Annotated in this window: 7 protein-coding genes; 4 read left to right on the top strand and 3 right to left on the bottom strand. The window is 63.9% G+C overall.

The features are described from left to right. Nucleotides 1–6: 6 nt before the first annotated feature. Nucleotides 7–231 carry an exodeoxyribonuclease VII small subunit gene (locus ACIGGF_RS24155; protein WP_094681022.1) on the top strand — a complete coding sequence of 75 codons (225 nt, stop codon included), beginning with the start codon at nucleotides 7–9 and terminating at the stop codon, nucleotides 229–231. Here the strand turns inward: ACIGGF_RS24155 and ACIGGF_RS24160 are convergent. After that, nucleotides 228–800, bottom strand: a complete 573-nt coding sequence (locus tag ACIGGF_RS24160; RefSeq protein WP_397523621.1) for a DUF4245 domain-containing protein — start codon at nucleotides 798–800, stop codon at nucleotides 228–230. The two genes, ACIGGF_RS24155 and ACIGGF_RS24160, sit on opposite strands and share 4 nt — an antisense overlap. 135 nt (nucleotides 801–935) lie before the next feature. Between ACIGGF_RS24160 and glpX the strand changes: the two genes are divergently transcribed. Then, on the top strand, nucleotides 936–1,976 hold the full coding sequence (gene glpX, locus ACIGGF_RS24165) for a class II fructose-bisphosphatase (RefSeq protein WP_397523622.1): 1,041 nt from the start codon (nucleotides 936–938) through the stop codon (nucleotides 1,974–1,976). A 32-nt stretch (nucleotides 1,977–2,008) separates the two neighbouring features. Next, nucleotides 2,009–3,412 (top strand): class II fumarate hydratase, encoded by a 1,404-nt coding sequence (locus tag ACIGGF_RS24170; RefSeq protein ID WP_397523623.1) that lies wholly within the window; start codon nucleotides 2,009–2,011, stop codon nucleotides 3,410–3,412. A gap of 92 nt (nucleotides 3,413–3,504) precedes the next feature. On the opposite strand, the gene ACIGGF_RS24175 is transcribed toward ACIGGF_RS24170, so the two are convergent. Further along, nucleotides 3,505–4,362: an acyl-ACP desaturase gene (locus ACIGGF_RS24175; protein ID WP_397523624.1), complete on the bottom strand. Its 858-nt coding sequence runs from the start codon at nucleotides 4,360–4,362 to the stop codon at nucleotides 3,505–3,507. 184 nt (nucleotides 4,363–4,546) lie between these two features. Here ACIGGF_RS24175 and ACIGGF_RS24180 point away from each other — a divergent pair, with 184 nt between their 5' ends. Continuing rightward, on the top strand, nucleotides 4,547–4,954 hold the full coding sequence (locus ACIGGF_RS24180; RefSeq protein ID WP_397523625.1) for a limonene-1,2-epoxide hydrolase family protein: 408 nt from the start codon (nucleotides 4,547–4,549) through the stop codon (nucleotides 4,952–4,954). A gap of 53 nt (nucleotides 4,955–5,007) precedes the next feature. On the opposite strand, the gene ACIGGF_RS24185 is transcribed toward ACIGGF_RS24180, so the two are convergent. Then, complete coding sequence (locus tag ACIGGF_RS24185) at nucleotides 5,008–6,333, bottom strand: PhoH family protein (protein WP_397523626.1); 1,326 nt, start codon at nucleotides 6,331–6,333, stop codon at nucleotides 5,008–5,010. Nucleotides 6,334–6,731 lie beyond the last annotated feature (398 nt).

Genomic DNA, 6,731 nt, shown 5'->3' on the forward strand with positions numbered 1-6,731 from the left:
GATTCCATGAGCGAGAACGAAGACAAGCCGGTGTCGGAACTGGGCTACGAGGAAGCCCGAGACGAACTGGTCGGAGTGGTGAAAATTCTCGAGCAGGGCGGCCTGGATCTCGATGCGTCCCTGGCCCTGTGGGAACGCGGCGAGCAGCTGGCGTCGCGCTGCGAGGAGCAACTCGCCGGTGCTCGCAAGCGGATCGAGACCGCGCTCGCGAGCACCGAGAAGGACAGCTAGGAAGCGAGGGGTTCGGAGACTTCGATAGCTTCCGCGAGGGTGGTGAATTCCTCGGTGGTTGCGCTGCCCCCCAGCAGTATTCGGACGTCGCCGAAGTCCGAGACCCAATAGTTTCGCGCACCTTCCTCGCCGTAGACCACCCAATCTCGACCCGAGACGTTCTGGGTGCCCGACGCGTACAGCGTTTCGCTCCCGCCGACGAACGGAACGAGCAATTCCTCGGAAGCGGTGGATTGGGTCAACTGCAGGTATGCGCCGGTACCCGTGATGTATCCGACAGTCGTGGCCGGTCCCCCGCTGTCGCCCGAGATCGTCGCGCGACTACCCGAGTTCGGCGTCCACTCGTCGGGAACCTCCGGGTTTCGCACCGGAAATCCGATTTCCGACGCGTCGTACTGCAAGGCCGAGTTCACGTCGAAGTTGGGGATCGGCCCTTGTGTGGGGCCGCCTGGGCTCAGCGAGCACTGACTGGCGATACCAGCAATCAACAAACACGCGATGACCAGAGGAATGAGCGACCAGACCATGTCGCGGTTGTTGTTGAGAATTCGGGGTTTGCTGTTCGCCACCACACCAGTATCCCCTCTGCACGGCGATGCTCGGTGGGCACGTGCCTCACAGTCGACCCGACGCCACCGCGGGCATCACAGAAGTGAGATAATCGCGCCTGGGTAACACCCCACCAACCAGGAGGCTACAAACCGATGACGGCCAGCACCGAGTCCACTCGCGCCATGGCGCCAGATCGCAACCTCGCACTCGAACTCGTACGCGTCACCGAGGCCGGTGCTCTCGCGTCGGGCCGCTGGGTCGGTCGCGGCGACAAGGAAGGTGGCGACGGAGCTGCGGTAGACGCCATGCGGCAGTTGGTCAGTTCTGTTTCCATGCGCGGCGTCGTGGTCATCGGCGAAGGCGAGAAGGACGAAGCGCCGATGCTCTACAACGGGGAGCAGGTCGGCAACGGCAACGGCCCCGAGGTCGACTTCGCCGTCGATCCCGTCGACGGAACCACGCTGATGGCCAAGGGTATGCCCAACGCCATCTCGGTTCTCGCCGTCGCCGAGCGTGGCGCAATGTTCGATCCGTCCGCCGTCTTCTACATGAAGAAGATCGCCGTCGGACCCGACTTCGCGGACGCCATCGACATCACGGCACCGGTGGCCGAGAACATCGCCCGCGTCGCCAAGATCAAGAAGGGCTCCACCTCGGACGTCACGGTGTGCATCCTCGACCGGCCTCGTCACGCCGAACTGATCCAGCAGGTGCGTGAGACCGGCGCCCGCATCCGGTTGATCTCCGACGGAGACGTCGCCGGTGCCATTGCGGCAGCCAGGCCCACCTCCCCGATCGATATCCTCATGGGCACCGGCGGCACTCCCGAGGGCATCATCGCCGCTGCCGCGATGCGCTGCATGGGTGGCGCACACCAGGGCATGCTGGCTCCGACCGATGACGACGAGCGGCAGAAGGCCATCGACGCCGGTCACGATCTGGACCGGGTTCTGTTCACCGAGGATCTGGTGTCGGGCGAGAACGTCTTCTTCACCGCGACCGGCGTCACCGACGGCGATCTGCTGCAGGGCGTGCGGTACTCGGGCGGCGGCGCACACACGCAGTCCATCGTGATGCGCTCCAAGTCCGGCACGGTGCGCATGATCGATGCGTACCACCAGCTGAACAAGCTCAAGGAGTACTCGACCATCGACTTCGACGGCGACACCTCCGGCGCCATCCCGTCCTTCTGATCGAAGAAACCACTACTGGCAAAGTAAGGCTCATGACGCAGACAGACGAACAGCAGTTCCGGATCGAACACGACACCATGGGAGAGGTTCGCGTTCCCATCGATGCGCTCTGGCGTGCCCAGACTCAGCGCGCGGTGGAGAACTTCCCCATCTCGGGACGTCCGCTCGAGCGCACGCAGATCCGCGCAATGGGTCTGCTCAAGGCAGCCTGCGCGCAGGTCAACAAGGACCTCGGTCTGCTCGACGGCACACTGGCCGACGCGATCGTCGCCGCCGCCAACGAAATCGCCGAAGGCAAGCACGACGATCAGTTCCCGATCGACGTCTTCCAGACCGGCTCGGGCACCAGCTCCAACATGAACGCCAACGAGGTCATCGCGTCGATCGCGAAGGCTGCCGGCGTCGAGGTGCACCCCAACGACCACGTCAACATGTCGCAGTCCTCCAACGACACGTTCCCGACGGCAACGCATGTCGCCGCCACCGAAGCAGCCGTCACCTCGCTGGTGCCCGCACTGCGGCACCTGCACGAAGCTCTGGTGACCAAGGCCACCGAGTGGAAGCACGTCGTCAAGTCCGGCCGCACCCACCTGATGGACGCAGTTCCGGTCACTCTCGGCCAGGAATTCGGCGGTTACGCACGCCAGATCGAAGCCGGCATCGAGCGCGTCGAGGCCACCCTGCCCCGACTGGGCGAACTGCCCATCGGCGGTACAGCTGTCGGCACCGGCCTCAACGCACCCGACGGCTTCGGCCCGAAAGTTGTTGCAGCACTGGTCGAGTCGACCGGTATCGACGCACTCACCGCGGCCAAGGACTCGTTCGAGGCACAGGCTGCGCGCGACGGACTCGTCGAGGCATCCGGCGCACTACGCACCATCGCGGTGTCGTTGACCAAGATTGCCAACGACATTCGTTGGATGGGATCGGGACCGCTGACCGGACTGGGCGAGATCGCCCTGCCCGACCTTCAGCCCGGTAGCTCCATCATGCCCGGCAAGGTCAATCCCGTTCTGCCCGAAGCCGTTACACAGGTGGCCGCTCAGGTCATCGGCAACGACGCTGCCGTGGCATTCGGCGGCGCGTCGGGTGCATTCGAGCTCAACGTGTACATCCCGATGATGGCGCGCAACGTTCTCGAATCCTTCAAGCTGCTCGCCAACGTCTCGGTGCTGTTCGCCGACAAGTGCGTCGTCGGCCTCGAAGCCAACGTGGAGCACCTCAAGACCCTCGCCGAGTCCTCGCCGTCCATCGTGACGCCGCTCAACTCCGCAATCGGCTACGAGGAAGCGGCCGCAGTCGCCAAGCAGGCACTGAAGGAGAAGAAGACAATCCGTCAGACGGTCATCGACCGCGGACTGATCGGTGACAAGCTCAGCGAAGCAGAACTCGACAAGCGCCTCGACGTCCTCGCCATGGCGAAGGTGAAGGACTAGCTTCTCTGTTCGCCCCGAAACGCGTGAATGGTCCATTGCACACCGCCAAGACGTGTGCAATGGACCATTCACGTTTTCACAGGATATGAACCTCAGGCCAGGTGCGAGAGTTCCTCGCGTGCCTTCAGGCCGTCCTCGCCCAGATCCGTACGGTCGAAGATCTTCCAGCCGGCGAGCAGCGGCTTGAACACTTTTTCGCGTTCCTGATCGGCGTCGTAGATCCCGGCCTCGGCCAGGGCGACGGTGCTGCTGCCACGCTCGGGCAGATCCACCACGGGAATGGCAAACCCCTTCACGCGGTCTGCAATGGCGCGCGCCGCCTGATCCGGGACAACGGCAAAGGCCTCGTTCAGGATGTTGGAGTAGAACGACGATTGCAGTGCGTCGTCGTCGGCGATCTTGCCGAGGATCGTGGCCAGTACAGGGTCCTTGCAGAGGGCAACGGTGTTCCGATGCCGCAGCGCGGCGGCAGCTTCCTCGATAGCGAAGTCGGCCAGGATGTCGAGCAGATGAAGGCTCGGCGCGTCGTAGCCGAGAGTCATGTGCTCCATCCGGATGCGCTCGAGCGCCACCGGGTCGACGGCGCGGGTCACCACCAGGTAGTTACGCAGCACGATCGACTGCCGGTTCTCCTCCGACGTCCATCGGCCGGTCCATTTCCACCAGGCCCCGAGGCCGGTGAGCGCGTGCGCCAACTCGCGGTGGTAGGCGGGCAAGTTGTCGGCCACCAGCACAGCGACCGTCGCGGCCAGGATTTCGACGTCACTGAGGTGCGATTGCTCGGGTGACCAGTCCTCGCCTCCGAGGAATGCGAAGTTCTTGCCGTCGTCGAACGGCGCGAGGTCGTGGGGGTGCCACTCGTTCGCAGCCTCGATGTGGCGTCGTAGATTCTCTTCGACCGCGGGCTCCAAACGGACCAGCAGATCACCGTCGGACAGGTTCGTAGACATGCGGTAACCGTAGCGCCTGCACCTGAACGCCCGACGGCATGCCCCTGACCTCTGTGAATTCTCCTAACGCCAGGTCGACGTAGGTCCGTTCTCCGACTCACCGAGCACGTCGCCGGCCCGGGCGACATTCCGGTGAAACACTGTCAGACTCGAGTTCTTCGATGGCGAGGGAACGGAACGGTCAATGACGGAAACACAGCAGGCAACCGACGTCGTGGAAAATTTGTTCGACGCGCTGAAATCTCGCGACATCGAGCGCGCAATGACTGTTCTCGACGAGCGGGTCGTCTGGCACAACGTCGGGCTACCGAAAGTACGCGGTAGCTCGAACGTCGGACGGTTCCTGGCGGTGCTCGCCAAGCCTGCGTTCGGCTTCGATGTCATCGTCCACAACATTGCGTCGAAGGGGGACACCGTCCTGACCGAGCGCACCGACGCCTTGATCTGGCGTCGAGTCCGAATCGAGTTCTGGGTGTGCGGCACCTTCGAGCTGCGCGACGGCAAGGTGGCCGTGTGGCGTGACTACTTCGACACCGTCGATTTCCTGAAAGGTACTGCGAGAGGGATACTTCGAGCTCTCATCGGACGATGACCCATGTGCGCGGAACCTCGTAGTGGACTACGAGGTTCCGCTCACCAGGGGGGTCAGGCTCCCGACGGTCCGAACTCCTCCAGCATTTCCGTCACCAGTGCGGCAATCGGTGAACGCTCACTGCGGGTGAGGGTGATATGCGCGAAAAGCGGGTGCCCCTTGAGCTTTTCGATCACGGCCGCCACGCCGTCGTGCCGTCCGACCCGAAGGTTGTCTCGCTGTGCGACGTCGTGGGTGAGTACGACGCGTGAGCCGCTGCCCAACCTGGACAGGACGGTCAGCAGCACGTTGCGCTCGAGTGACTGCGCCTCGTCCACGATGACGAAGGAATCGTGCAGCGATCGACCGCGAATGTGCGTCAGCGGCAACACCTCCAGCATTCCGCGGGCGATGACCTCCTCCATCACCTCGGGGCTCGCGAGCCCTTCGAGAGTGTCGAAGACCGCCTGGCCCCACGGACCCATCTTTTCGCTCTCGCTACCGGGAAGGTAGCCGAGCTCCTGTCCACCGACGGCGTAAAGAGGCCGGAAGACAACAACTTTGCGGTGCGATCGGCGTTCGAGGACGGCTTCGAGACCGGCCGTGAGCGCCAGCGCCGACTTACCGGTGCCGGCCTTTCCGCCGAGCGAGACGATACCGATGCTCTCGTCGAGTAGCAAATCGAGCGCCACACGCTGTTCCGCCGAGCGACCGTGCAGGCCGAAGGCCTCACGTTCGCCGCGCACCAGCTGGATCTGCTTGTCGGGCGTGACGCGGCCCAGCGCACTCTGCCGTCCGGCAAGCAGTCGAACGCCCGTGTGGCACGGAAGGTCTCGGGCCTCGGCCAGGTCGATGACGCCATCGTTGAAGAGGGTGTCCACGGCGTCGGACGGCACGTCGAGCTCGGCCATGCCGGTCCAGCCGGACGGCACGACGTCGTGAGCATGGTATTCGTCGGCCGGAAGACCGACAGCGCCGGCTTTGACGCGCAGCGGGATGTCCTTGCTGACGAGCACGACGTCCTTGCCTTCGGCCGCCAGATTGAGGGCGCAGGCAAGGATTCGAGAATCGTTGGAGTCGGTGCGGAATCCGACGGGAAGAACCGAAGGATCGGTGTGATTGAGCTCGACTTGCAATGTGCCACCGGATGTTCCGATGGGAACCGGCTGATCGAGGCGGCCGAACTCGACCCGCAGGTCGTCGAGCATACGCAAGGATTCCCGCGCGAACCATCCCAATTCGTGATGGTGGCGTTTGCCTTCCAGTTCGCTGATCACTACCAACGGAAGAACCACATTGTGCTCGGCGAACCTGATGACTGCCCAGGGATCCGACAGCAGAACCGAGGTATCGAGCACGAATGTCCGAAGGGGGGCGGAAACGGAGCGTGAAGTGGTCACGTGGGGCTCCTACGTTCGCGCGGCACCGCGCAAACTCTGTCGCTCGGCCGGTCGGGTCCGATGTGTCAGGTGACACGAGGACCGGGTACCGGCCCTCTCGCGCTCACTAGCTCAGTCACGTATCAGAACCTCCCGCACAGGCAACTTCCCCGCTGCCTGTTACTGCCGACGGTACCGCCGAAATCGCTCGCCGGCTCGCTGGAAGTCTGGCGTGTCGGTGAACAACGCGTTACGGCCGAGTCGCCCCAGGGCACCCGCCGGCCGGTCCCGAATTTGTCCTCCCCCGCATGCGTGAATGGACCCTTGCACTGCACTGGACCCCGCGGGTTGGACTGCTAATGCAAATCCTAGGCTGCGAGGGCCTGGGCTCGGTATCGCACCGGGCTCAGGCCGTCGAG

The sequence above is a fragment of the Rhodococcus sp. NPDC078407 genome, from assembly GCF_044542515.1.
GTDB lineage: Bacteria > Actinomycetota > Actinomycetes > Mycobacteriales > Mycobacteriaceae > Rhodococcoides.